We start from the raw sequence: 22,964 nt of genomic DNA on the forward strand, positions 1-22,964 counted from the left end.
TGTCCGATTCCCGGTCGAAGCGGGCCGTGCAGTTTCGCTTTCCAGGTTCTCCGCTTTCGCGTTTTCCCTTTCCGGCGAGTCCGACTCTATCAGGCCTTTTCCGTCTCCTTGACCACGGTCTGCGGGCATGCCGAAGGACGGGTCATGGTTAGGATCTGGGCTTGAAAGTCGCCGCCGACCCCCGACTCAAAGTCGCGTTGGGGTCAGGCAGGAGTACGACTGTACAGGTCGCCGGGGACCGAGGCAAATCGTTTCTGGTGCACCCCTAGGTCCGCCAAGCGGTAGGTCTCGGGCGGAACCGGGACTTCATATGACTTACGCTGCTGAGCAGTACGCCGTCCCCCATCAGTCGCGGCGGCGACACCTGAATCTCCACCCCCTGGGAGGCTCCCCATGACCAACGTGACGTCCCCTCTTGCTGGACGCGCCATCGGACTCACCGAGGTTCCCGACCCGGTCTTCTCCGGCGCGATGGTCGGTCCCGGTACCGCCATCGACCCCGTACGTGAGCCCTCTGAGGCGGTGTCCCCGGTCGACGGCATCGTCGTCTCCCTCCACCCGCACGCGTTCGTCGTCGTCGACGCGGACGGGCACGGGGTTCTGACGCATCTCGGTATCGACACCGTCCAGCTCAACGGCGAGGGCTTCGAGCTTCTCGTGAACAAGGGGGACACCGTCACCCGGGGCCAGGGCATCGTGCGCTGGGACCCGGTCGCCGTCGAGGCCGCCGGCAAGTCACCCATCTGCCCGATCGTGGCCCTGGAGGCCACCGCCGAGTCGCTCTCCGATGTCCGTGAGGACGGGGACGTGAAGATCGGCGACACGCTGTTCGGCTGGCAGTAGCGCTCGGGCGCGGCCACCAGCCAGTTGCACAACCACCGCGGCGACTCGGTCGCCGCACAACCGGAGACGGGTGAAATGGAGACAACGCTGCGAGGCGTCGGCGTGAGCCACGGTGTGGCCATCGGCGAGGTTCGGCACATGGGTACGGCGGTGCTGGAGCCGCCCGCCAAATCGATTCCCGCCGAGGAGGCCGAGCGCGAACAGGGGCGCGCCCGGCAGGCCGTGGAGGCCGTGGCCGCCGATCTGGTCGCGCGCGGCAATCTGGCCGGCGGCGAGGCACAGCACGTGCTCGAGGCGCAGGCCATGATGGCGCACGACCCCGAGCTGATGTCGGATGTCGATCGGCGTATCGCCGTCGGCAGCACCGCCGAGCGTGCCGTGTACGACGCGTTCGCCGCGTACCGGGCGTTGCTCGCCAACGCCGGGGAGTACCTGGCCGGGCGGGTCGCGGACCTCGACGACGTACGGAACCGGATCGTGGCGCGGCTGCTCGGTGTGCCGATGCCCGGCGTGCCGGACAGCGACGAGCCGTACGTGCTGATCGCGCGGGACCTCGCACCGGCCGACACCGCGCTCCTCGACCCGACGCTGGTGCTCGGCTTCGTCACCGAGGAGGGCGGGCCGACCAGCCACAGCGCGATCCTGGCGCGGGCGCTCGGTGTTCCGGCCGTGGTGGCGCTGCCCGGCGCCGGTGAGCTGGCCGAGGGCACGGTCGTCGCGGTGGACGGCAGCACGGGCGAGATCTTCGTCGACCCGACTGCGGAGAAGCGGGCCGAGATGGAAGCCGCCGCCGCGGCCCGTAAGGCCGCGCTGTCCGCCTCGACCGGTCCCGGTGCCACCTCCGACGGGCACAAGGTGCCGTTGCTCGCCAATGTCGGCGGTCCGGGCGATGTGCCCGCGGCGGTCGAGGCGGGGGCGGAGGGCGTCGGGCTGTTCCGTACCGAGTTCCTGTTCCTGGACGACAGCAAGCAGGCTCCTTCCGAGGAGAAGCAGGTCGCGGCCTACCGTGCGGTGCTGGAGGCGTTCCCCGAGGGGCGTGTCGTCGTGCGGGTGCTGGACGCCGGTGCGGACAAGCCGCTGGACTTCCTGACGCCGGCCGACGAGCCGAACCCGGCGCTCGGCGTCCGTGGGCTGCGGAGCCTGCTGGACCACCCCGAGGTGCTGCGTACCCAGCTGACCGCGCTGGCGAAGGCCGCCGAGGGTCTGCCGGTGTACCTGGAGGTCATGGCCCCCATGGTGGCCGACCGCATCGACGCCAAGGCGTTCGCGGACGCGTGCCGTGAGGCCGGGCTGCGGGCGAAGTTCGGCGCGATGGTGGAGATCCCGTCGGCCGCGCTGCGGGCACGGTCGATCCTCCAGGAGGTGGAGTTCCTGTCGCTGGGCACCAACGACCTGGCGCAGTACACCTTCGCCGCCGACCGCCAGGTGGGTGCGGTGTCGCGGCTCCAGGACCCGTGGCAGCCGGCGCTGCTGGATCTCGTGGCGCTGTCCGCCGAGGCCGCTCGTGCCGAGGGCAAGAGCTGCGGTGTGTGCGGTGAGGCCGCGGCCGATCCGCTGCTGGCCTGTGTGCTGACGGGTCTGGGTGTCACCTCGCTCTCCATGGGTGCGGCGTCCATTCCTTATGTGCGGGCCACCCTCGCCAAGTACACGCTGGCGCAGTGCGAGCGGGCGGCGAACGCCGCTCGGTCCGCCGACTCGGCCGACGAGGCGCGCAGCGCCGCGCAGGCCGTGCTCTCGGGTGAGTAGGCGCGTGGGCGTGTAGCGGCAGCGGTTCTCGGGGAGGGGCTTTCCGCCGGTGGCGGGAGGCCCCTCCCTCTTGTGTCGTTGTTCGTCGTCGTGGTCAGTGGTGGGTTTCCGGGGGCTCCGCTCCGATGTCGAATCCCGCGCAGTACTCGACGCCGGACTCCGGGGAGACGGGCTCTCCGGTGTCCGCGTCGGTGCAGTAGGCGTTGAAGACCTCGCCCGCGGTGAGCGGGGCGAGGCCGCCGTGGGCCAGGCGCCAGCCGTGGACGCGGTCCGGGCTGTCGGGGGCGCTGGTGCGCAGGACCACTCCCCCGCGTGATTCCAGGGCCACGGCCACCGCGAGGACGGTGGCGAACTCGGCGCCCTCCGCGCTGTCGAGGCGGGCCGGTCCTGTGGGGTCGCGGTGGGTGTGGAGCACGGCCAGGAGCTGGTCGTTGTCCGTCGGGACGCTGCACACCAGGTGGTGGGTGCCCGGTCCGGCCGACTCCAGCAGCCGCATCAGGAGGTGCGAGGCGCGGTCGAAGGCCGCGCGTCCGATGTCCTGGCCGCAGTCGGCGCAGGTGCCTAGGTCGGCGAGGAGGAGGGTGGCGTACTCCCAGGTGGCCTGGCGCACCGCGCGGGAGACGAGGACGGGGATGAGGTCGTCGATGCCCTGGCCGGTGTAGGCGACCGTGGCCCCGGCGGCGGCGATCTCCGCGGTGAAGCGGCTGCGGCTCGCCCCCGTGTCGGCGTCGAGGCCCGACTCGGCGCAGAACTCCTCGTAGTCCTCCGGGTCGAAGAGGGCGACGGTGGTGTGCACGCCCTGGGCCGCGAGCGCTTTGAGCAGGGCCTCGACCTGTTGGAGGTAGACGGTGTGGTCGTCGAAGGGGAAGGTGCCGTAGCGCCGCATGGCCGCGAAGTCCTGGGCGTCGACGAGGAGGCCGACGGTGCTGGGTGCTTCGCGGCGCAGCGTGCGTCGCAGGGTGGTGGTGTGCGGGGTGCCGTGCCTCCTGCCGCGCTTCTTGCGGTGCGTCGCGTTGTGCTGGGCGTCGTGCTGGGCGTTGCGCTTCGTGCCGCGTTTGGTGTGGTCGGTCTGCGCCATGTGTCCCCCTGTGCGCGGTGAATCATTGCTCACTCAGCGTAATCAAGGGGACTGACAGTGGCGTTACGCGCGGCGCCTCGCCGCCAGGTCGGCGTAGAAGTGGAGAAGGTCGAGGTTGTCGACGGAGCCGGGGTTGACCGCCTTGGCCAGCTCGGTTCCCTGGAGCAGGCGCTTGACCGGAACCTCGATGCGCTTGCCGGTGAGGGTGTGCGGGATGGCGGGGACCTCGATGACCTCGTCCGGGACGTGGCGCGGGGAGAGGTTGTCGCGGATGGTCTGCTTGATCGCGGCGCGCAGGTCGTCGTCGAGGGTGGCGCCTTCGGCGAGGTGGACGAAGAGCGGCATCCAGTAGCCGCCGTCGGGTTCTTCGAGGCCGATGACGAGGGATTCGCGGATCTCGGGGAGCCGTTCGACGGCTTCGTAGATGTCGGCGGAGCCCATGCGGACGCCCTGGCGGTTCAGGGTGGAGTCGGAGCGGCCGTGGATGATCACCGAGCCGTGGTCGGTGATGGTGATCCAGTCGCCGTGCCGCCAGACGCCGGGGTACATGTCGAAGTAGCTGTCGTGGTAGCGGCTGCCGTCGGGGTCGTTCCAGAAGCGGATCGGCATGGACGGGAGCGGGTTGGTGACGACCAGTTCGCCGACCTCGTTGATCAGCGGCTTGCCCGCCGGGTCCCAGGACTGGAGGTCGGTGCCGAGGCAGGGGGCCTGGAGTTCGCCGATGTGGACGGGGAGGGTGGGGACGGCTCCGGCGAAACAGGAGCAGACGTCGGTGCCGCCGCTGACGGAGGCGATCCAGAGGTCTTCGGCGACCTCGTCGTGGAGCCAGCGGAAGCCGTCGGGCGGGAGCGGGGAGCCGGTGGTGGCGACGCACTGGATCCGGGAGAGGTCGAAGTCGCGGCCGGGGTGGATGTCGGCCTTGCGGCAGGCCATGACGTACGCGGCGGAGGTGCCGTAGAGGGTGGCGCCGGTCTGTTCGGCGACCCGCCACTGGGCGCTGACGTCCGGATAGCCGGGGCTGCCGTCGTACAGGACGACGGTGGTGCCGGTGAGGAGGCCGGAGACGAGGAAGTTCCACATCATCCAGCCGGTGGAGGTGTACCAGAAGAAGCGGTCCTCGGGGCCGAGGTCGCAGTGCAGGCCGAGCTGCTTGAAGTGTTCGAGCAGGATGCCGCCCTGGGACTGGACGATGGCCTTGGGCAGGCCGGTGGTGCCGGAGGAGTAGAGGACCCAGAGCGGGTGGTCGAAGGGGACCTGTTCGAAGACCGGCTCGGTGTCGGCGGAGGTGAGGGCGGTCCAGGCGAGGGCGCCTTCGGGGGCGTCGGTGCCGAGCAGCGGGATGTGGACGACGGCGCGCAGGGTGGGCAGTTCGCGGCGCAGCTCGGCGACGGTCTCGGTGCGGTCGTGTTCCTTGCCGCCGTAGCGGTAGCCGTCGACGGTGAAGAGGACGACGGGTTCGATCTGCTGGAAGCGGTCGAGGACGCTGCGGGCGCCGAAGTCGGGGGCGCAGGAGGTCCAGACGCCGCCGACGGCCGCGGTGGCGAGAAAGGCGACGACGGCCTGGGGGATGTTGGGGAGGTAGCCGCTGACGCGGTCGCCGGGGGTGACGCCGAGGGCGCGGAGTTCGGCGGCGAGCGCGCCGACCTGGCGGCGGAGTTCGGCCCAGCTGATGGGGACCTGGGCGTGGGTCTCGTCGACGTACAGGAGGGCCGGGGTGTCGGCGCGGGCCGGGTCCTCGGCGGTGCGCAGGGCGTGTTCGGCGTAGTTGAGGGTGGCGCCGGGGAACCAGGTGGCGCCGGGCATGGCGCGGTCGCCGAGGACGCTCTCGTACGGGGTGGAGAAGCGGATGTCGAACCACTCGGCGACGGCCTGCCAGAAGGTGTCGAGCTCGTCGACGGACCAGCGGTGCAGGGCGGCGTACCCGCCGTCGGCCGGGGCGCCGTACCGGGTCGCGGCCCAGCTCTGGAAGCGGATGACGGCCGCGGCCTCGATGCGGTCGGGGCCGGGCTGCCAGAGCGGGGCGTCGGGCGTGGCTGCGGTCATGAGGGCTGCTCCCTGGCTGTACGGGTACGCGGGGTGGGCGTCGGCGCGCACGGGCTGGGGTGTGCGCGTGAGCGGCTGACGAGGACGATGCCATGTGATCGTCCTGGGCACCAGGGTGGCCCCGTCCCCGGGGTGCCGGGGGGCGGCGGCCGGCATGGGTGAACGGGAGTTGAACGGAAGGTTCTGCGGGTCGGGCGGGGTGGCAGGGTGTGCGCCATGGACGGTCGTGACCTGGTGCGTCGGGTGAGGTTGGTCGGTTCGGTGCGGGGGCTGCGCACGGTGCGTTCGGCGTGGCGGCGCCGGGCCGCGGATGCGGCGGCGCTGCCGGCGCGCGGGGCGGAGCGGGCCCGGGTGCCCGGTGCGGCGACGGGGGCGGAGCCTGAGCCGGGTGGGGGTGTGGTGCGGTTCGCCCGTTCGGAGCTGCGCATCCGTGTGTCGGTGGGCGGTGCGGTGTTCTGGGCGTGGGACGGGGCGGAGCCGCTGCCCTCGTACGCGGTGGCGGGCGAGGCTCCCGCGCCGGACGAGCGGGCGGTGCTGGAGCCGGGCAAGGACGGCGGCTGGCAGGTGGTCGCGGAGCGGCTGACGGTGGAGGTGTCGCGGACCGGGGCGGTGGAGCTGCGGACGCCGGGCGGGGTGCTGTTGCGGCGTGAGCTGCCGCCGCGCTGGTGGGAGCCGGAGGGCGGGGGTCCGGTGCGGTGGGTGCAGCGCTCGGAGGTGCCGGCGGACGCGCGGTTCTTCGGGCTGGGCGGGCGTGCGGGCGGGCCCCGGTTGCGGGACGGGGTGTACCGGCTCTGGAACACCGATCCCGGGGGGCATTTCGGTCCCGGGGACGATCCGCTGTATCTGACGATGCCGGTGCAGGTGGTGGTGTCGGACGCGGGGACGCATCTGGCGTTCCACGACAACTCCTGGGCGGGCCGGGTGGTGCTGCGGGAGGGCGAGGAGGGCGCCGGTTCGGGGCATGACCGGCCGGGCGCCTGCGAGGTGCGGATGGAGGGCGGGCCGCTGCGCTGCTGGGTGGTGGTGGGGACGCCGGCGCGGGTGCTCCAGGGGTGGACGGCGCTGACGGGTGCTCCGGCGCTGCCCCCGTCCTGGGCGCTGGGGCCGCAGCACGCCCGGTGGGGGTTCGGCGGCCAGGAGGAGGTGCGGCGGGTCGTCGACGGGTACCGGGAGCGGGGGCTGCCGTTGTCGGTGCTGCATCTGGACATCGACCACTACGACGGGCACCGGGTGTTCACGGTGGACCGGGAGCGGTTCCCCAATCTGCCCGGGCTGGCGAAGGAGCTGCGCGGGGACGGGGTGCGGCTGGTGTCGATCGTGGATCCGGCGGTGAAGGCGGAGCCGGGCGACGCGGTGTTCGACGGGGGACGGGAGATCGGGGAGCGTGGCGCGTACGTCCGGGACGCGCGGGGGCGGGAGGTGGTCGGGGAGGTGTGGCCGGGGGCCTGCGTCTATCCGGATTTCACTGATCCGGTTGTGCGGGATTGGTGGGGATCTCTGTACGAGGAGCGGCTTGCGCAGGGCTTCTCGGGGGTCTGGCACGACATGAACGAGCCGGTGTCCTTCGCGGCGTTCGGGGATCCGTCGTTGCCGCGTTCGGCCCGGCATGTCCTGGAGGGCGCCGGGGGCGACCACCGCGAGGCGCACAACGTGTACGCGCTGGCGATGGCACGGGCCGGGTACGAGGGACTGCTCCGGCTGCGGCCCGAGGAGCGGCCGTTCCTCTTCTCGCGGTCGGGCTGGGCGGGGATGCAGAGGTACGGGGGCACCTGGTCCGGTGATGTGTCGACGGGGTGGCCGGGGCTGCGGGCGTCGTTGTCGCTGGTGCTGGGGCTCGGCCTGTGCGGCGTGCCGTACTCGGGTCCGGACGTGGGCGGGTTCGACGGGTTCCCGTCGCCCGAGCTGTATCTGCGCTGGTTCCAGCTGGGGGCGTACCTGCCGTTGTTCCGTACGCACTCGGCGATCGACGCGGGGCGGCGGGAGCCGTGGGAGTTCGGGCCCGAGGTGCTGGAGCACGCGCGGGCGGCGCTGGTGGAGCGGGAGCGGCTGCACCCGTACTTCGTGTCGCTGTCGCATGTGGCGCGGCTGACGGGTGCGCCCTATGTGCGGCCGGTGTGGTGGGGTGCGCCGGGCGACCGGGCGCTGCGGGAGTGCGAGGACGCGTTCCTGCTGGGCGATGCGCTGCTGGTGGCTCCGGTGCTGGAGCCGGGGGTGCGGCGGCGGGCGGTGCGGCTGCCGAGGGGGCGGTGGTACGACACGGTGACCGGGCGGGCGTACGAGGGTCCGGGCCAGGTGCTGGTCGACGCCCCGCTGTCGGGGGTGCCGGTGCTGGCGCGGGCGGGGGCGGTGATTCCGGTGCGGGGTGCGGACGCCGACCCGGAACTGGAGGTGTGGGCGCCCGCGCCGGGGCGTACGGGCGGGGGCCTGGTGGTGCGGGACCCGGGCGACGGGTGGGCGGAGGCGGCGGTCGAGCGGTACGCGACGCGGTGGGAGGGCGGCCGTGTGGTGGTGGAGCGGGACGGCGGGGAGCGCGAGGTCGGCGATCGGGTGCGGGTGAGGGGGGTGGCGGACGGGTCCTAGAAGCGGCGGGGCGCGTCTCGTGCCTCGTGGGACTCGGGCTTCCCGGGCCGGGGCGGGGGATTGCCCTACGGCCCGGGGGTACGTCACGGCCCGGGGATGCGTCCGTGCGGGCCGGGCACGGGCGTTGAGGGGCGGCGGACGTCCGGTATGCGGTTCCCGGGGGCCGGGGCGGGCGGTTGTACGCGCCGGGCCGGGCGCCGGAGCCGGTCCGCCCGGTGCCCTCAGCCGTAGCGGCCCGCGAACCAGGCGTCGGCGGCTTCCGTGTGCAGCGGGAACGCCAGGGGCCGGGGGCGGTAGAGGATTTCGTAGCCGGATGTCTCGTCGGTCGGGGCCGATGGTGGCAGGCTCGCGAGGGGGCGGGCCGGGAGGAGGCCGAAGACCAGGAGGTGGCCGGCCGTGTCGCTCAGGACGTCGGCGAGCCGGACGTCCCGGGCGGCGGCCTCGATGCCGGTCTCCTCGCGGAGTTCTCGGGCCACCGCCGTACGCCAGTCCTCGGCGTGGTCGATGAACCCGCCGGGCAGGGCCGCGCCGCCCTTCTGCGGCTCGATGGTGCGGGTGATGACGACGAGTCCGGTGGCGCTCGGGCCGTCGACCGGGAGCAGGGCCACCGCGACGGGGAGGGGGTTGCGGTAGGCCGTGGTTCCGCAGTGCGTGCAGGTGCGGGGCCAGGCGTCGGCGGACGGGAGAGCGGTGTACGGGGCTCCGCAGGTGCCGCAGTGGGAGTCCCGTACGTACCGGGGCGGCTGCTGCGGGGCGGTCGGGGAAGGGCGATTGCCGGGTTCGGACACGGGCGGACTGTATCGGACGGGTTCTTCCGCGCGGGCCGCCCAGCTGATAGACGGTGTGCCCATGACAGGAATGCGTACCGCTCTGCGTGCCCCGGCCGTCACGGCCGCCGCCCTCCTCGCCGCCACCGCCCTCTCCCCCACGGCGCAGGCGCGGCCCGAACCACGAGCGCCCGAGGGGTTCGTGACGCTGCGTTCGGTGGATCCGACGATCATCCAGGAGATGCGTTACGCCACGGCGCACACCTTCCTGGGTGAGCGGGTGGACGGCTACCGGCAGCCGGTCTGCATCCTGACCCGGCCGGCCGCACGCGCTCTGCACCGGGCGCAGAGGCGGCTGTTGCGTCAGGGCTATTCGCTGAAGGTGTACGACTGCTACCGGCCGCAGCGGGCCGTGGACCACTTCGTGCGGTGGGCGAAGGATCTCGACGACCAGTCGATGAAGGGGGAGTTCTATCCGCTGGTCGACAAGAGCCGGCTGTTCGAGGACGGTTACATCGCGGAGAAGTCCGGGCACAGCCGGGGCAGCACGGTGGACCTGACCCTGGTCCGGCTTCCCGCCCTGCCGACCAGGCCCTACCGTCCGGGCGAGCGGCTGACGCCCTGCTTCGCACCGAAGGACGAGCGGTTCCCCGACAACTCGGTGGACATGGGCACGGGTTACGACTGCTTCGACACCCTCTCCCACACCGACGACCCCCGGATCCAGGGTGCGCAGCGCGCCAACCGGCAGTTCCTGAAGCGGACGCTGGCCGAGGCGGGGTTCGTGAACCTCCCCGAGGAGTGGTGGCACTTCACCCACAAGCCGGAACTGTTCCCGGACACCTACTTCGACTTCCCGGTGGATCGCAGACCGGTGGGCAGGCGCTGAGTCAGTACGCGGGCTCCGGGGCGGCGGGCGGGCTCCGGGTCGGTACGCAGGATCTGAACCGGCGGGCAGGCTCCGAAGAGAACGGACGACCGGGACCACCCCCGTGGGCTCCGGCCGACCGTTCTTCCTTTCGGACGCGAACGGGGCGTGTTCGGTTGCCGATCGGGCGACTACGGTGCCCGTATGTCACAGCAGACGTTCGAAACGTACGAGGAGTTCTGGCCGTACTACGTGGCGATGCACTCCCGGGCCGCCACCCGCTGGGTCCATCTGACCGGCACGCTGACCGGGCTCGCGATCTCCGCATACGGGCTCGCGCGGGGCCGGAAACGGTATCTGGCGGCCCTGCCGGTGATCGGGTACGGCACCGCGTGGCCCGCGCACTTCCTGATCGAGAAGAACAACCCGGCCACGTTCGGGCATCCCCTGTGGTCGTTGCGCGGCGACGCGCAGATGATCCGGACGATGCTCGCGGGCCGGGACGCGGAGCTGGCGGAGACCGCGGCGAAGTGGCTGGCCGAGCACGGGGTGGACGGGAAGGACAGCTGAGGCCGCCCCGACCGGGCCCTCGCCGGACACGGGCACCCGTGGCACACTTCTGACGTACCGTCAGATCAAGTGCCGGGAGGGGCTTTGTCGCGCACGCGTACACCCGTGGTGGCCGGTTGGTTCACCGACGACGCCGCGGAGGAGGACTTCCGGCTGCTGGGCACCCGGTGCTCGGGCTGCCGGACGGTCCACTTCCCCCGGGAGGACGGCCACTGCCGCAACCCGGGCTGCCCCGGCGGGGAGCTGGAGGAGACGCCGCTGTCGAAGCGGGGCACGGTGTGGTCCTGCACCGACGGGCGCTACCGGCCGCCTCCCCCGTACGTCAGCGACCCCGGTGTCCCCTGGACCCCCTACACACTGGTCGCCGTCGAGCTGGCCGCCGAGCGCATGGTCGTGCTGGGGCAGGCAGCCCCCGGGGTGGGGGTGGCCGCCCTTCCCGTGGGCTCGGTGGTGGAAGTGGTGCCGGGCGTCCTGGACGAGGACCGGGAAACGGGCACCGTGCACACCACCTGGCACTGGCGGCCGGTCGCGGCGGACGGGGACGCCTCATGAGGGGCGGCGCGAGCTCCGTGAAGGGCGACGTGGCCGTCCTCGGGGCCGGGATGCACCCGTGGGGCAAGTGGGGGCGGGGCTTCGTCACGTACGGTCGAATCGCCGCGCGGGCCGCGCTCGCGGACGCGGGCATCGGCTGGTCCGAGGTCCGGTCGGTGGTCGGCGCACAGACGGTGCGCGGGGGCTATCCGGGGTACGTGGCGGGCGCGACGTTCGCCCGGGCGCTCGGGTGGCAGGGGGCACGGGTGGCGTCCGTGTACGCCGCGTGCGCTTCCGGGGCGCAGGCCATCGACACGGCGCGGGCGCAGATCCTGGCGGGCCTGGCGGACGTGGTGCTGGTGGTGGGGGCCGACGCGGCGCCCAAGGGGTTCTTCGCCCCGGCGGGCGGGGAGCGGGCGGACGACCCGGACTGGCTGCGCTTCCGGGTGCTCGGGGCGACGAACCCGGCGTACTTCGGGCTCTACGCCCGCCGCCGCATGGCGCTGTACGGGGACACCCCGGACGACTTCGCGCTGGTCAAGGTGAAGAACGCGGCGGCCGGGGCGCTCAACGAGTACGCCCGCTACCGCACTCCGGTGACGGCCGAGGAGGTCGCCGCCTCCGCGATGGTCGCCGATCCGCTGCGGCTGCTGGACATCTGCGCCACGTCCGACGGGGCCGCCGCACTGGTTCTGTGCAGTATGGAGTTCGCGCGGCGGCGCGGGGTGCGCGATCCCGTGCGGATCCGGGCCGTCTCCACGGTGACGCCGACCTTCCCGAGGACCGTCCTGGATCTGCCGGACATCGGCACGGACTCGGCGGTGGCGGTGGATCCTTCGCCCGAGAGCTTCCGGGCCTCGATCGCGCGGACCGCCTACGAGGAGGCGGGGGCCGGGCCGGCGGATCTCTCGCTGGCCGAGGTCTACGACTTGTCCACGGCACTGGAGTTGGAGTGGTACGAGGACATCGGGCTGTGCGGTCCGGGCGAGGGGGCGAAGCTCCTGCGCTCGGGGGCGACCGCGCCCGGCGGCCGGATTCCGGTGAACGCGAGCGGCGGTCTGGCCTCGTTCGGCGAGGCGGTCCCCGCGCAGGCCATCGCGCAGGTGTGCGAGCTGACACAGCAGTTGCGCGGGCGGGCCGGTCAGCGGCAGGTGGCGGGCGCCCGGGTCGGCATCACCGCGAACCAGGGGCTGTTCGGGCACGGCTCGGCGGTGATAGCGGTCCGCTGAATCCCGAGAATCCGCTGCCCGCCGAGAATCCGCTGAACCCGGGGAAACCGCTGCCCGCCGAGAATCCACTGAACTCGGAGAATCCGCTGCCCGCCGAGAGGGCGTCGATCCCCGAGAGGGCGTCTCAGCAGTTTTCCTCTGTACCTGACTTGACTGGCCGTCACCACAGCAGAACACTCAGGATCCGGCGCGCCGGGCGACGTGCGGCTCGTACCCCTGTCGGCGGGGGTACGGGCCGTACGCGTACCGGAGGCCCGGGAGCAGCGCCTCCCCCGGCTCAGGTGGCGACGGGTTCGCGGGCCCGTGCCGCGCGCTCCAGGGCGTGCTCCACGACCGCGACCAGGACGTCGCGCACGGAGGACCGGTCCCGTGCGTCGCAGACGAGCAGCGGGACCTCCGGGTCGAGGTCGAGGGCGGCCCGCACGGTCTCGGTGGGGAACCGCTCGGCGCCCTCGAAGGTGTTGACCGCGACCGTGAACGGGATCCGCCTGCGCTCGAAGTAGTCGACCGCGGCGAAGCAGTCCTCCAGACGCCGGGTGTCGGCCAGGACGACCGCGCCCAGAGAGCCCTGGGCCAACTCGTCCCACAGGAACCAGAAGCGGTCCTGGCCCGGGGTGCCGAACAGGTAGAGGACCAGGTCCTCGCGCAGCGTGATCCGGCCGAAGTCCATCGCGACCGTGGTGGTGGTCTTGGACTCGACCCCTTCCAGGTCGTCCACCGGGCGGCCCGCCTCGCTGAGGCGTTCCTCGGTGCGCAGCGGTCTGATCTCACTGACCGCGCCGACCGCGGTCGTCTTGCCGACGCCGAATCCTCCCGCCACCAGGATCTTCAGGGTGACGGGCTCGACGGGCCGCTGCTTGACGCGGCTAGAGCGCCCGAAGGCCATTGATTACCTCGCGAAGAATGCTCACTTCCGGCAGCTCTGCCGGCGGAACGGGACGGGTGACGTGCACCAGCTCGTCCTCGACGAGATCGCCGACCAGGACCCGTACCACCCCTACGGGGAGGTCGAGTTCGGCGGCGAGCTCGGCGATCGACTGGGGCCTGTCGCTGCACAGTTCGACGATCGCCACGTGTTCCGGGGCGAGCGTCTGGTCCCGGCCGGGGTCGTCGGCGGCCGGTTCCGGCACGACGAGCGCGATCAGGTCGAGGCGGTGACGGGAGGCGCTGCTGGTCCGCCCCCGGGTCATCGCGTACGGGCGGACCACCGGCCCCGCGTCCGCGTCGTACCACCGGGAGGCCTGGGGGTCGACGGCCCCGTCCGGGGATCCGGGGGCGCCGCCCCGGGGGGAGTCGGCGCTCATGCCCGCCACGCTCACCCTCCGGCGGGCGTACCGGTCGTCCGCGGGGCGTTGGCCAGATGCGCCCCCACGCGCTTGACCATCAGCGTCATCTCGTACGCGACCTGGCCCACGTCGGAGTCGGCTTCAGCCAGGACGGCGAGACAGCTGCCGTCGCCGGCCGCCGTGACGAAGAGGAACGCCTCGTCCAGCTCGACGACGGTCTGGCGCACCCGGCCCGCGTCGAAGTGGCGGCCGACGCCCTTGGCGAGGCTGTGGAACCCGGAGGCGACGGCGGCGAGATGCTCGCTGTCCTCGCGGGTCAGGTCCGCCGACGCGCCGGTGGCGAGTCCGTCGCTGGAGAGCACCAGCGCCTTGCGGATGCTGGCGACGCGCTGGACGAGTTCGTCGAGCAGCCAGTTCAGTTCGCCCGAGCCGTGGCGGGCGGGGTTGTGTGCTGCGGCGTTCGGTGCGGTCATCGACCGTCCCCTCCCGGAGTGGTTCCTGGTGCTGTTCCACCGGGGTCGCCGGTGTTCGCGGTGTCCTCGGCGAATTCGGCGGATCTGGCGGATTCGGTGGTCGTGGTGGACACGGTGCTTTCGGTCGTCCCCGTGGTCTCAGGGTTCCCCGTGGTCTCAGGGTTCCCGGTGGTCTCAGGGTTCCCGGTGGTCTCAGGGTTCCCGGTGGTCTCAGGGTTCCCGGTGGTCTCAGCGCTTCGAGTTGTCTCAGCGCTCTGAGTTGTCCCGGCGTTCTCGGTTGCCCCGGCGTTCTCCCGGCGGCCTCGCTGCCATCCCCGCTGGAGCGAGGCCATACGGTCACGCACCTCGTCCGCGTCACGCTCGGCGTCGTCGAAGGCGTCCACGGGCGGCCGGTGCACCGTGCGCTCCGCGGACTCCTCACGGAGCTGGCGGGCCAGGCTGGCCTGCCGGACCCGTCGGGGCAGTCCGCCGATGGTGTCGGGTGCCGGTGGCGCGGCCGGCACCGGGGCCTCCTCGCGCCCGGACCCCGGTGAGCCGGGCGGGACGCCGGGGGCTCCGCGGTGGGCGGCGGCTCGCACGGTCCAGGGGGCGTCGGCGGTACGGGGCCCGTCGGCCGCCTCGGGCGTCCGGTCCGCGGTGTGCGGGACCGGGCCGGTGGCCTTCGTGGGGGGCGCGGTCCCGTCGTCGTTCGCCGCGTCGACCCGGCGGCCCCGGTCGGCGACCAGCGTCGGCGGGGTGCGGCGGGGCAGCCGTACGGGCCCGGCGGGGCGCATCGGGCGGACCTCCGCCGTGGGCTCGTCGCCCTGGTCCCGGGCCTGCTGGTGCTGGTCCCGGTCGGTGGTCCGGCTCGGGCGGCCGCCGGGCTTGTCGCGGCGGGGCTCGCGGTCGCCGTCGCGGCGCAGATCCCGGGCGCGGAAGATGCCGCCGCGCTCGCTCTCGGTGTCCTCCAGGTCGGACACGCCGTCCAGGACGGGGCCGAGGGCCGGGTCCAGGGCGGGATCCGGTGAACGGTCCAGCGGGTCGCCGGCGAAGTCCAGCGGGTCGACCGGGGCTTCCAGTTCGACCGGCCCGTCCAGGGCACCCGGCCCGGTGAGGCCGGTGGGAACCGGCGACAGAACCGCGGACCTGCCGTTGACGCGGCGCTCGCCGCCCGCTGCCGTGCCCGGCGCGCCCGCCGCCGTCCCGGAGCTCCGGCCGCCGCCGAGGGCCCGCTCGGCCCGGCGGTCCAGGCGGAAGCCGGTGCCGTGGGTGTCGGGGGCGTCGGTGAGCAGGGCCGCCGGGATGAACACGACGGCGGTGGTGCCTCCGTACGGCGACTTCTGCAGGGAGACCCGGACGTTCTGGCGCTGGGCGAGCCGGCTGACGACGAAGAGGCCCAGCCGGTCGGTGTCGGAGAGTTCGAAGTCGGGGGTCTCGGCGAGCCGCAGGTTGGCGTCGAGGAGGACCTCGGGGGCCATGCCGAGGCCGCGGTCGTGGATTTCGAGCGTGAAGCCGTTGGAGACGCGTTCGCCGTGCACCTGGACCGCGGTGTGCGGGGGTGAGAAGACGGTGGCGTTCTCCAGGAGTTCGGCGATCAGGTGGGTGAGGTCGGCGACGGCGGGTCCGCCGACTCCGATCCGGGCCAGGCGGCGGACCTCGATGCGTTCGTAGTCCTCGACCTCGGCGACGGCGGCCCGCACCACGTCCATCAGCTGGATGGGCTTGCGCCACTGGCGGGAGGGGGCGGCGCCGGAGAGGATCACGAGTCCTTCGGCGTGCCGCCGCATACGGGTGGTGAGGTGGTCGAGGCGGAACAGGTCTGCCAGTTCGTCGCTGTTCTCGGTACGGCGCTCCATCGCGTCCAGCAGGGTGAGCTGGCGGTGCAGGAGGACCTGGTTGCGGCGGGCGAGGTTGACGAAGACCTCGGAGACGCCGCGCCGCATGTCCGCCTGCTTGACGGCGGCCTCGACGGCGGCCCGCTGGAGGGTGTTGAGCGCCTGGCCGACCTGGCCGATCTCGTCGGGTTCGTAACTGAGCTGCGGGGCCTCGGTCTCGACGTCGACCTGTTCGCCCGCGGCCAGCCGGCGCATCACGCTCGGCAGCCGGACGCCGGAGACCTCGTGGGCGTCCTTGCGCAGCCGGGAGAGGTCGCGGACGAGTTCACGGCCGATGCGGACGGAGACGAAGACCGAGACGATCAGGGCCAGGAAGCCGAGGATCCCGGCGATCCCGGCCTGGGCGAGGACCCGGTAGGCGGCCGGTTCGGCGCGGTCCTGGAACCGGTTGCCCATCTCCGTGGAGTCGCCCGCCAGCCGGTCGAGGACGGGCACGGCCGCCTCTTCCCAGCGGTCGGCGTCGACGGCGGCGGGCCGCTTCGTCGGCCCGGCGCCGATCAGGGCGTCCTCGGCGGTGCGCAGGGGTTCGGTGTCGGGGCTGCCCCAGAACTGCTCGACGCGGCGGCTTTCGGTGGCGGGGAGGTTCTCCAGGCTGACCTCGTAGAGCAGCTCGCGCTGCGCCACGAGGCCGGATATGCGGCGCATTTCGGCGTTGGTGAAGCGGCCGGCGATGAGGCCGGAGGCGATGAGCGCGTCCTCGCGCGAGAGCATCTCGCGGGCCCGGGAGATTCCGACCAGGGCTCGCATCTGCTTGTCCATCGACACGTTCTCCAGGGTGTGGAGTCCGTTGAGGAAGCGGTACGAGGGGTCGACGAGGCCGTTGTAGAAGTCCAGTGCCTTGGCGCGGCTGATGGTGCGCTTCTCGACCGACTCACGCAGCGCCTCCAGCCCGTCGACGGCGCTCAGGATCGCGTCCAGGCGGCTGCTGTCGGCGGCGCTCAGCGATTCCCGGACGTCCTGCTCCCGGGCGTTCTCCCTGACCTGGCTGACGATGCGGTCGGTGGCGGCGCGTTGGCCCATGAGGACGGGGAGCGCGTCGGAGGCCCGGGGGTCGGCGAGGAAGACCAGGGTCTGCCGTCGCTCGTCCTGGACGGCGCGGACGGCGTCCTCCAGGGGTTCGCTCACCTTCTCCACGATGGATCCGGCGCTCATCAGTTCGTCGGCCTGGCGGCCGGTGATGTAGGTGGCGAAGACCCAGAGGCCCGTGAGGGAGACGAGCGGCACCATCAGCAACGCCACGATCTTCCTGCGGATGGACTTCCCGCGAAAGCGCATGGCCTCCCCCAGATCGGCCCCGCCCGGCGGCTGCGGGGGTCGCCCCGCACGGTGTCTGCGCGGGTTGTCTTCTCCGTCAATAAACGGCGCGAGCCTACTACTGACACCGAGACAACTCGAAGACACGTCCGGATGATTTTCAGCCGTCCACCCGCTCATTGATCATGAGTTGTCCCGGTATTCCTGGAGATGAAATTCGCGAATGCGACAGAGGACACCGCCCGGACTCCTCAGCACCGGCACGTATCAGTTGGCTGGAATTCTTCGCTCCGTGACCTTCTGTGCCCTGCGCGTGCTTTTCCTGGGGAATCTTCGGGACGGGTGGTTCGTCCAAATGTACTGGGTAGACGCACGGTGGGGTCGTGCGCGGCAGGACGGACGTGTTCCGCCCGCGTAGAACCGGCGCAAGCCGGGCAGCCACCCTGAAGTCGGACAGTGGCGGGGAGTTGAAGACCTTGAGTACGCAGGAACGCGGGAGCGCCGCAGCATCGGCTGCCGCGCGGCCGGAGGCCGCGGAGGGGGCGCGGGTCCCGAGGCAGTTGTGGGTGGAGGAGCCTGCCTCGAAGCGGCGGATGCCCGATGCGGTGCGGACGGCCGCCGTGCGCGCCGTGCTGATCATGTCGGTGACGCTCATCCAGGCGATGGTCGCCTTTCTGAGCACGCTGACCGGCTCCTGGCTGGCCTTTCCGATGGTGCTCAGCAGTGTGGCCAGCACGGTGGTCGCCACCTGGGCGGTGCTCGACGTGTGGGTGACCCGGCAGGTGTGGAACCAGCGCAACGGCGTGGTGTCCGTGCCGAGCAGCACGGCCCGGCAGATACGTCGCGAGCGGCGCCGGTCCCGCCGGGCCGAGCGGGCGGCCGAGCGGGACGGCACGGGCGGTGGCATACGCGGCCGCCGGAGCACCGGCGGCCTCTCCCGCGCCTGACGGGGTACTGCCCGCGCTGATACGACCAGCGGCCGTCGTCGGGGCCCGGCGGGCCGCCACGGGCTGCTCCCGGCCCGGCGGTTACGCCTCGGGGCCCGGGGCGGCCGGGGGCTCGGCGGCGGGCTGCTCGTTGCGTTTGAACATCCGGGTCGCCGTGATCTCGCCGTGGACGCTCTCGCCCTCCGGGTCCTGCTGGGGCAGGCCGGGCCGCAGGTGCTCCTCCACACTGATGTACTTCAGCCCGGCCCTCAGGTCGGCGTCGTTGCGCAGCCGGATGACGAGGGGGAATTCGGCGAGCGCGGTCGTGTCGAACAGACCGGTCGTGTAGAGCAGCTGTACGCCCAGCGCGTCCGACACGGCCCGCTGGAGCTCCAGCAGATATGTGGCGTTGGCGCGGCCGATCGGGTTGTCGAGGAACAGGGTGCCCGCGTGCCGGTGGCGGTCGCGGCCCCGGTCGTTGCTGCGCAGCGCCGCCATCGTGCAGTAGAGGGCGATGGCGGCGGTGAGCAGCTGGCCGCCGGAGAAGACGTCGCCCATCTGCCCGACCGGTACGCGCTCGGCGCGCAGCACGGCGTCCGGCTTCAGGATCTCCACCGCGATGCCCTTGGGCCGCAACGCCGCCTCGACGCCCCGCAGCAGCAGGGACATGCCGTCGCGGCGCAGATCGGAGTTCTTCTTGAGGGCGGCGCTGGTGGCCTCGTCGATGACCTCGCCGAGGCGTTCGGTGAGGGTGGCCTGGTCGGGTTCCTCGAAGCGGATGCGGAGGAATTCCTGACCCGACCACTCCCCCAGTCCTTCGGGGAGCTGGGAGAGCCGCTGGGCGGAGCGCAGGGTGGTGAGCGCCGACTCGACGAGTCCGCGCAGCCGGTCGACGATCGAGTCGCGGTTGCGCTCCAGCTGGACCAGCTCGTCGGTGAGGACGCGCAGCCGGGGGGCGAAGGCGTCGGCCCACTTCCGGGCGTGCTCGGGCAGGGCGGAGGCGGGCAGTTCACGGATCTGCTGGCGGGCGGGGGTGCGGACCTGTTCGTACCGGGTGGAGTTGGCGTGCCGGACGAGGATGTCGCTCGCTTCCCGGACGGCGCTCTCGGCGGCCGAGAGGTCGGCGTTGCAGCCGCGCAGGGAGCGGCGGGACTCGGCGGCGGACTGCCGGGCCTCCTCCAGCGTGCCGGGGTACGGGTCGGGGTCCTCGGTGCCCTCCTCCGCGCCGTGGTCGCGCAGGAGGTCGCGCAGGAGGGCCGCGGTCTCGTCGAAGCCGCCGGCGGAGTCCTCGGCGGTGCGGTGGGCGTGCAGCAGCTCGCTGTGCGCGGCGCGGGCGGTGTCCAGGGTGGCTGTGGCGTCGGCCAGTTCGGCGTTGGCGGTACGCAGGAGGGCCTGGGCGCTCTCGGCGTCGGCCGGGACCAGGTCGTCCGGGAGCTCGGTGTGGTGGGGGCGGTCGTCGTCGGGGGCGAGCCGTTCGGCCTCGCCGCGCAGCCGTCCCAGATGCTCGCTGGCGGTGGAGGCCCGGGTCTCCAGGAGCTGGACGTGCGCTTCGGCGCGGGCGGCGGCGGCCTGGCGGGACGGGCCGTCGGCTCCGTCGGTCCCTTCCAGGAGCTGGGCGGCGCGGGTGCGGACCTTGTTGGTGAGGCGGTCCAGCTCGGCCAGGGCGGCGCTCTCGTCGCTCTCGGCGCGGGCCTGTTCGGCGCGCAGGTCGGCGCCGACGCCGACCTTCTCGTACAGCTGGGACGCGGCCCGGTATGCCTCGCGCAGGGTGGGCAGGGCGGTGCGGGCCTTCGACTCGTCCTCCTCGGGGAGGACTTCGGGGACGCCGGCGATCTCGGCGCGCTCGGCCCGCAGGGCGCGGGCAGTGCGGCGGGCGTCGTCCCCGGCGCGCTGGGCGGCGCGGCGGTCCTCGTCGGCGGCGCGGGCGAGGTCGAGGCAGACGGCGGCGCGGGCCTCGGACTCGGCGGCCTCGTCGACCAGTTCGCGCAGGCGGGCCTGCCATCCGGAGCGTTCGCGGAGCCGGTGGGCGAGTCCTGCCAGGGCGTCGGCGGCGCGCCGGGCCCGCTGGGCGGCCTCCTGGCGCTCGTCGCGGACCCGGGCGGTGTCGGCGGCGGCCTCGTCGGCCTCGGCGCGGGCGGTGCGGGCCTCGGCGAGGACGGCTTCGGCGCTCTCCGCGGCCGTACGGGCGGTGGCGGCGGCTTCGGCGAGTTCGGCGAGCATGCCGGGCGGGCAGTCGGCGCGCCAGGAGCCGATGCGGGAGGCGAGGGCGCGGTCGCCGGAGAGGCGGGCGGCCAGCGTCCTGATGTCCTCGTCGCGGGCGGCGGCGCGGCTGCGCAGCGCGTGGCGTTCCTCGTCGGCGGCGTGTTCGTCGTGCATGGCCGGGTTCGGCGGGACGAGGAAGACGCCGTCGCCCGGGGTCTCGGTGCCGGGGGCCGGGACGGGGGCGAGGAGAGCGGCGGCGGTGCCGACGGCTACGGCCGAGCGGGGCAGCAGGGCCGCCCCGGCGAGAACTTCGCGGGCGCGGGTGTGGGCGTCGGGGTCGGTGATGACGACGCCGTCGACCAGTTCGGGGCGGGCGGCGAGGACGGTGGCGTGGTCGGCCGGGTCGACGGCCTGGGCGAGGTAGCGCCAGCCGGGCAGGGCGGGGATGCCGTGTTCGCCGAGATACTCGACGGTGGCCAGGACGTCGGGACCGGGCGGCAGCAGACCGCCCTCGCCGAGCGCGCCGAGGATGCGGGCGTCGTCGGCGGCGGCGGTGCGCAGGTCGAAGAGGCGGCGCTCGGCGGCGGTGACGGACTGGTCGAGGAGGTCGCGCAGTTCGTCGGCGCTGCGGTCGAACTCCTCGGCGGTCAGGGGCTGCTGGGCGGCGGGCTGGTCGGCGAGGGCGACGGCGCGGTCCGGGGAGGCGTCGGGTGCGGTGCCGGTGCCGTCGCTCGGGTGGCCGGTCGTCGTGGCGTCGTCGCCGGTGGGGGTGGTGCGGGCGGCGCCCTGGCCGGGGCCCGGCACCTCGTCGCCGGACTCCCGGCGGGGGTGCGGGACGCCGGTGCCCGAGGGCAGCCCGAGCAGATCCGCGAGGCGCGGGTCGGCGGCGATCGACGCGGCGGCCAGGTACTCGTCCTCGTAGCTCCGCTCCGCGGCCTTGGCCGCGTCGGCGGCGCGGGCGGCGGCCAGTTCGGCGCGGCTCTCGGCGGCGGCCGCCTCGCGGGCGGTGTCGGCGGCGGAGCGGGCGGCTTCGCGGGCGGTGTCCCAGGCGGCGACGGCGGACTGTTCCGCGTCGCTGGCGGCGAGGGCCGCGCGGGCGGGGTCGGCGTCGGGCGCGGTGTCGTCGAGCCAGCCGGCCCGGACGGCTTCGGCGGTCTCCTGGCCGACCTCGGCGAGGCGCTGGCGCAGGTGTCCGGCCTCGCTGCGGGCGCGCTGGGCCTCGGTGGCGGCGACCGTGGCGTCCCGGTGGGCGCGTTCGCCGGTGGCCTGGAGGGTGTCGGAGCGCTCCTCCTCCTCGTTGGCGAGGCGTTCGCCCTCCTCGGCGGCCTTGTGGAGGGCGCGGACGAGGTCGGTGGCGGCGGCGGAGCGGGCGGCGAGGGCGGGGGCGGCGTCGCGTTCGGCCTCGCGGATGGCGGCGGCGACCCTGGCGGAGCGGTCGGCGGCGGCGCGGTGGCGCAGGACGGCTTCGGCGGCCTGCCAGGCGGAGTGCAGGGTGCGGGCCTCGACCAGCTCCTTGCGTCCGGCTGCGGCGCTCTTCTCGGCCGCGGTCAGGGCCAGCGAGGCGTGCCGGTAGGCGAGTTCGGCGGCGATCAGGGCGCGGCGGCCCCGGGTGGACTCGGCTTCGGTGACGGTGTGGGCGGCGGCGGTGACGCGTTCGGCCAGCTCGGCGGTGCGGCCGCGCTCCTCGGCGGCGCGGGCGGAGAGGCGGCGGGCCAGGGTGCGGGTGCGCCGTTCGGCCCCGGCGTGGATGTCGCGGGCCCGGGCACGGGCGTCGGTGGCCTCGACGATCCGGCCGAGGAGGTCGACGGAGCCCGCGGTGAAGTCGCGCTCGGCGGTCAGCTCGGCGCGGCGGCCCAGTTTGTTGCCGAAGCCGCTGACCAGGTCGGCGAGTCCGTCGGTGTCGCGGGTGTCGGTGACGGCGCGGAGCAGGAGGTCGGTGAAGTCGGAGTCCTTCTTCACCGCGAAGAGGCCGGCGGCCTCGCCCTCGTCGGCGTTCATCTCGCGCTGGTAGCGGAAGAGTTCGGGGTCGAGGCCGAGGTCGCCGAGGTGTTCGTTCCAGCGGTCGTGGATCTCTTCCCAGTGCACGTCGAGGTGTGCGTAGAACTTGCCCGCGTCCATCAGCGCGTCGCGGAAGCCCTTCATGGTGCGCCGCCTGCCGCGGGCGCCGGAGACGCCTTCGGCGGGGCGGCCCACGGCGGAGGCCTCGGCGACGGGCAGGCTGTCCAGGCTGAGCCCGGGGCCGGGGCGGAACGAATACCAGGCCTCGGCGAACTTGCGCGGGTCGTTGGAGACCTGGCGGCCCCGCCACTCGCTGACCTTGCCGACGACGACGCACTCACCGGTCAGGGTGTGCTGCCACTCCAGGGCGACGTGCCCGCAGTCGTCGGCGAGGAGGAACTTGCGCAGCACGCCGGAGCTGGCCCCGCCGAGGGTGTTGCGGTGGCCGGGGAGCATCACCGAGAAGATCAGCTTCAGCAGGACGGACTTGCCGCCGCCGTTCTCCAGGAAGAGGACACCCGCGGGCGCGGGGCGGCGGGGCGGGCCCACCGGCTCCTCCTCGAAGAATTCCGCCTGGGCGGGGGCGGGGTTGGGGACGGGTGCGCCGACGCCGCGCAGGTCGAGGACGGTGTCGGCGTAGCGCGCACCGGCAGGCCCGATGGAGTAGAGGCGGACCCGGGACAACTCGTACATGGC

At 73.4% G+C, this 22,964-nt stretch carries 16 protein-coding genes; 8 read left to right on the top strand and 8 right to left on the bottom strand.

The genetic code is table 11. The annotated features are described in order from the left end of the window. Positions 1-393: 393 nt before the first annotated feature. Complete coding sequence (locus tag IE145_RS12735; RefSeq protein ID WP_006123086.1) at positions 394-843, top strand: PTS sugar transporter subunit IIA; 450 nt, start codon at positions 394-396, stop codon at positions 841-843. A gap of 75 nt (positions 844-918) precedes the next feature. Further along, positions 919-2,589 (top strand): phosphoenolpyruvate--protein phosphotransferase, encoded by a 1,671-nt coding sequence (ptsP, locus tag IE145_RS12740; protein WP_189521040.1) that lies wholly within the window; start codon positions 919-921, stop codon positions 2,587-2,589. 94 nt (positions 2,590-2,683) lie between these two features. Here the strand turns inward: ptsP and IE145_RS12745 are convergent, their stop codons facing one another. Next, positions 2,684-3,667 (bottom strand): DUF8829 domain-containing protein, encoded by a 984-nt coding sequence (locus tag IE145_RS12745; RefSeq protein WP_189521041.1) that lies wholly within the window; start codon positions 3,665-3,667, stop codon positions 2,684-2,686. A 63-nt stretch (positions 3,668-3,730) separates the two neighbouring features. Further along, complete coding sequence (locus tag IE145_RS12750) at positions 3,731-5,710, bottom strand: acetoacetate--CoA ligase (protein WP_189521042.1); 1,980 nt, start codon at positions 5,708-5,710, stop codon at positions 3,731-3,733. A gap of 216 nt (positions 5,711-5,926) precedes the next feature. Here IE145_RS12750 and IE145_RS12755 point away from each other — a divergent pair, with 216 nt between their 5' ends. Next, a complete protein-coding gene (locus IE145_RS12755; protein WP_189521043.1) occupies positions 5,927-8,290 on the top strand; it encodes a glycoside hydrolase family 31 protein in 2,364 nt (787 codons plus the stop codon). A gap of 221 nt (positions 8,291-8,511) precedes the next feature. On the opposite strand, the gene IE145_RS12760 is transcribed toward IE145_RS12755, so the two are convergent. Beyond that, positions 8,512-9,078, bottom strand: a complete 567-nt coding sequence (locus IE145_RS12760; protein WP_189521044.1) for an NUDIX domain-containing protein — start codon at positions 9,076-9,078, stop codon at positions 8,512-8,514. A 70-nt stretch (positions 9,079-9,148) separates the two neighbouring features. Between IE145_RS12760 and IE145_RS12765 the strand changes: the two genes are divergently transcribed. The 4 genes from IE145_RS12765 to IE145_RS12780 all read left to right on the top strand — a co-directional run bounded on the left by IE145_RS12765 (position 9,149) and on the right by IE145_RS12780 (position 12,255). Further along, positions 9,149-9,946, top strand: a complete 798-nt coding sequence (locus IE145_RS12765; RefSeq protein ID WP_189521264.1) for a M15 family metallopeptidase — start codon at positions 9,149-9,151, stop codon at positions 9,944-9,946. Positions 9,947-10,129: 183 nt separating this feature from the next. Further along, a complete protein-coding gene (locus tag IE145_RS12770) occupies positions 10,130-10,495 on the top strand; it encodes an Mpo1-like protein (RefSeq protein WP_189521045.1) in 366 nt (121 codons plus the stop codon). A gap of 84 nt (positions 10,496-10,579) precedes the next feature. Further along, positions 10,580-11,047, top strand: coding sequence for a Zn-ribbon domain-containing OB-fold protein (locus tag IE145_RS12775; RefSeq protein WP_189521046.1), 468 nt, complete (start codon positions 10,580-10,582; stop codon positions 11,045-11,047). 17 nt (positions 11,048-11,064) lie between these two features. Further along, positions 11,065-12,255: a lipid-transfer protein gene (locus tag IE145_RS12780; protein WP_189521266.1), complete on the top strand. Its 1,191-nt coding sequence runs from the start codon at positions 11,065-11,067 to the stop codon at positions 12,253-12,255. Between the two features lie 277 nt (positions 12,256-12,532). Here IE145_RS12780 and IE145_RS12785 read toward each other — a convergent pair whose 3' ends face one another. The 4 genes from IE145_RS12785 to IE145_RS12800 are packed head-to-tail and all read right to left on the bottom strand — an operon-like array spanning position 12,533 to position 17,163. After that, the gene (locus tag IE145_RS12785; RefSeq protein WP_189521047.1) at positions 12,533-13,141 is read right to left on the bottom strand and encodes a GTP-binding protein; all 609 of its coding nucleotides are present in this window, start codon (positions 13,139-13,141) and stop codon (positions 12,533-12,535) included. After that, the gene (locus tag IE145_RS12790; RefSeq protein ID WP_189521048.1) at positions 13,122-13,559 is read right to left on the bottom strand and encodes a DUF742 domain-containing protein; all 438 of its coding nucleotides are present in this window, start codon (positions 13,557-13,559) and stop codon (positions 13,122-13,124) included. Before IE145_RS12790 ends, IE145_RS12785 begins: the two co-directional genes overlap by 20 nt. 11 nt (positions 13,560-13,570) lie before the next feature. Then, the gene (locus IE145_RS12795) at positions 13,571-14,014 is read right to left on the bottom strand and encodes a roadblock/LC7 domain-containing protein (RefSeq protein ID WP_189521049.1); all 444 of its coding nucleotides are present in this window, start codon (positions 14,012-14,014) and stop codon (positions 13,571-13,573) included. Further along, positions 14,011-17,163 (bottom strand): sensor histidine kinase, encoded by a 3,153-nt coding sequence (locus tag IE145_RS12800; RefSeq protein WP_189521050.1) that lies wholly within the window; start codon positions 17,161-17,163, stop codon positions 14,011-14,013. The genes IE145_RS12795 and IE145_RS12800 overlap by 4 nt, the downstream gene beginning before the upstream one ends. A gap of 572 nt (positions 17,164-17,735) precedes the next feature. On the opposite strand from IE145_RS12800, the gene IE145_RS12805 reads away from it, so the two are divergent. Further along, positions 17,736-18,089, top strand: a complete 354-nt coding sequence (locus tag IE145_RS12805) for a hypothetical protein (protein ID WP_189521268.1) — start codon at positions 17,736-17,738, stop codon at positions 18,087-18,089. An 81-nt stretch (positions 18,090-18,170) separates the two neighbouring features. Here IE145_RS12805 and IE145_RS12810 read toward each other — a convergent pair whose 3' ends face one another. Further along, positions 18,171-22,961, bottom strand: a complete 4,791-nt coding sequence (locus tag IE145_RS12810; RefSeq protein ID WP_189521051.1) for a hypothetical protein — start codon at positions 22,959-22,961, stop codon at positions 18,171-18,173. Positions 22,962-22,964: the final 3 nt, after the last annotated feature.

It is taken from the genome of Streptomyces sindenensis (assembly GCF_014649035.1).
Lineage (GTDB): Bacteria > Actinomycetota > Actinomycetes > Streptomycetales > Streptomycetaceae > Streptomyces > Streptomyces sindenensis.